3 protein-coding genes are annotated in these 2,695 nt (G+C 65.0%); all 3 read left to right on the forward strand.

What is annotated here, in order from left to right; genetic code table 11:
• The coding region (locus tag SX243_25820; protein MDY7096403.1) for a S8 family serine peptidase at positions 1-1,570 on the forward strand (1,570 nt) is incomplete at its 5' end.
• 81 nt (positions 1,571-1,651) lie between these two features.
• Positions 1,652-2,311 carry a PQQ-binding-like beta-propeller repeat protein gene (locus SX243_25825; GenBank protein ID MDY7096404.1) on the forward strand — a complete coding sequence of 220 codons (660 nt, stop codon included), beginning with the start codon at positions 1,652-1,654 and terminating at the stop codon, positions 2,309-2,311.
• 86 nt (positions 2,312-2,397) lie between these two features.
• A partial coding sequence (locus tag SX243_25830) for a hypothetical protein (protein MDY7096405.1) occupies positions 2,398-2,695 on the forward strand: 298 nt, incomplete at its 3' end.

Raw genomic sequence — 2,695 nt, forward strand, 5'->3', positions numbered from 1 at the left:
GCGGCCCCACGACGGTGATCTCGACGGTGCCGACGAGACCAAGCCGGATGTCTCTGCGCCGGGTGTCAACATCCTTTCTGCATCGTCCAATACCGTTAGCGGATACTCGTCCAAGTCCGGTACCTCCATGGCGTCCCCCCACGTTGCCGGCGTGGCGGCGCTGGTGCATCAGATGAACCCGGGTATCAATCCCGGCAGTGTCAAGAATCTGATCATTCAGACTTCGGAGGACTGGGGCACGCCGGGTTGGAACGCGGACTCCGGCCACGGCTATGTCGACGCTTGGGCTGTGATCAACGCCACCGCTCAGGCCGAACCGGGCTATCCCAATCACGGCTCCTATCCGGAGCCTTGGCTCTGCACCGACATCACCACCGCCACGTCGCCCATCGTGGGCGTCGCCAACTCCATAACCGTCAACGTGTACAACAACAGCAGCACCCCGGCGAACAATGTGGAAGTGACCTTTGGTGTTTACATCTACTCGACGGGCATTCCGGACTTCTACAGCATCGGTGCCCAGACGGTGAATGTTCCGGCGAATTCGTCGGTCAGCGTGACCCACCCCTGGACACCCCAGGCTTCGCCCAATGGCAATACCCACGCATGCCTGAAGTCGACCATCAACTACGGCTTCGACACCAACTTCAGCAACAACAACTGCAATCGCAACATCTCCGTCCAGCAGACCAACTCTCCGGTGGAGTTCACCTTCCAGGTTCAAAACATCACCCATGAGCCGGCGACCATCGCCTTGGAGGCGAACCCTCAGCTGGCGTTCCCCAGACCGCTGGCGGGCAACGAGAAGTACGTCATGTTGCCCGGCGATCGAATTTTCGCCTTCGACCGCTGGACGGACGAGCTGGGAGTGACCGAGATCGCTCTCGAGCCGACGGATTGCGCCGAGGACGTGACCCTCACCCTGGTGGTCAAGGATGATGCGACGCCGGTGGACGGTGCTCTGTTCACCGTGCCCGCCATCGCCACGACTCAGGAGGGTGAGGTGGTGCCCCTCGATGGCATCACCGCCTACGGCCACACCCCGTGCCCAGGCACCTGGGGTGGAGATTCCGATGGCGATGCGATCTGCGATGACCTCGACAATTGCCGGTCGATCAACAATCCGGAGCAGATGGACAGCGATGGCGACGGGGTTGGCGATTTCTGCGATCCGAATCCCTATCGGGCCGAGGCAGAACCGTGCCAAAGCAAGGCGGATGCGGGTCTCTACGAGGCCGCCTACTCCTGTCTCGACAAGGTTCGCACCGAAAAGCTGGGTGCCGCGATTCGGCTCGGAACCGAAATCTCTCGGCTCGCGGGGTCACCCGCCGAAACCGCCTACCGCGAGGCTTCGGCGGCCACCCTCGACGGCATCTTGGCGGGCAAGCTCGCCCAGGTTCAGCAGAACCTTTGTCGCCAGCAGATCTCCTCCAGCCTCACCCGGCTGGAGGCCATGCAATACCAGGTCACCGTGCTCGAGCGGATCGGCGAGCTCTCCGCTGACGGCGCCCAAGCGCTCCGCCAGGCCTATGCGGACTGCGCCACGGAGATCCGAGACACGGCTCCCTGAGCCTGCACCCTCCCGATGCTCGAGGCACGGCTCCATGGCGGGCTGTCCTCGGGCATCGGTTTCTCTGTGAGCAGTCTTCTCATGCCTGCTGTTTGGAAGATCCTCAGCCACTTCGTTCTCGTTTGGGGGGCGCAGTGGCTGGGGTTCGTCTTCTTGGTGGCGTCGGTCTGGGCCTCGCCAGCGGCGGTTGCCGCCGAGGCTGCCGAGGACGGCTGGCCCCAATGGGGCGGTGTGCCTCGGAACTTCACCGTCGGCGTGGACGGTGGGGAGAGCCCGGTGGCCGTCGTCTGGTCTGCGGACGGGCCGCGGGAGCTGTGGCGCCGGGATCTCGGTCCCGGGTATTCCTCGCTGGTCTTTGGCGGGGGCCGGCTGTTCACCCTGTTTCGCGAGGGCGAGAGCGAAACCGTGGTCGCGGTGGCGAGCACTTCCGGCGAGACCCTGTGGGCGTTCACCTATCCCGCACCCCCCGGTCCCGGCCGAGCTCGGGGCCATGGCAAAGGCCCTCATTCGACGCCGCTGTTGGCCCAGATCGATGGCCGCAGGCTGCTCATCGCCGTCGGCTCCAACGGCGCGGTCTACGCTCTAGACCCTGCGGACGGCGCCCTCCTTTGGTCCTTCGATTTGGGGGCGGCTTCCGGGAGCACGCGCTTCGGCCACGCGGCGAGCCCGCTGCAGGTGGAGGACACGGTGGTGCTGCTGGCAGGAGGCTCGGAGCCCAGGGCAGTGGCGCTCTCGATTTAACGAGCGGCAAGGTCCGCTGGAAGGGGCCGCCCCGAGGGGTCAGCTATGCCTCGCCGACCCTGCTCACTTTCGAGGGCCGCCGGCAGGTGGTCTATCTCTCCTCGGAGGAGATTTTCGGCCTCGACGCGGACAGTGGCGAGCTGCTGTGGAGCAGCTTCTGCCGCAACGGCTGGGGAAACAACGCTGCGGATCCCGTCTGGCTGCCTCCGGACCGGATCTGGGTCGCGTCCCTGCCCGACGACGGCGCGCGTCTCCTGCGGCTTCCTTCTGCCGCTGACGGTGCCGACGGGGTCGAGGTCCTGTGGCATCAATCGACCGTCAGCGTCCACCATTGGAACGCTCTTCCCTTCGGAGATCACATGATCACCGCCGTGGGCAGTCAGG

The sequence above is a fragment of the Acidobacteriota bacterium genome (genome assembly GCA_034211275.1).
Classification (GTDB): domain Bacteria; phylum Acidobacteriota; class Thermoanaerobaculia; order Multivoradales; family JAHZIX01; genus JAGQSE01.

What these genes read in the sequence shown, in the direction of transcription:
- SX243_25825 (MDY7096404.1), top strand. Translation starts at nt 1,652, where the DNA reads ATGCCTGCTGTTTGGAAGATCCTCAGCCACTTCGTTCTCGTTTGGGGG.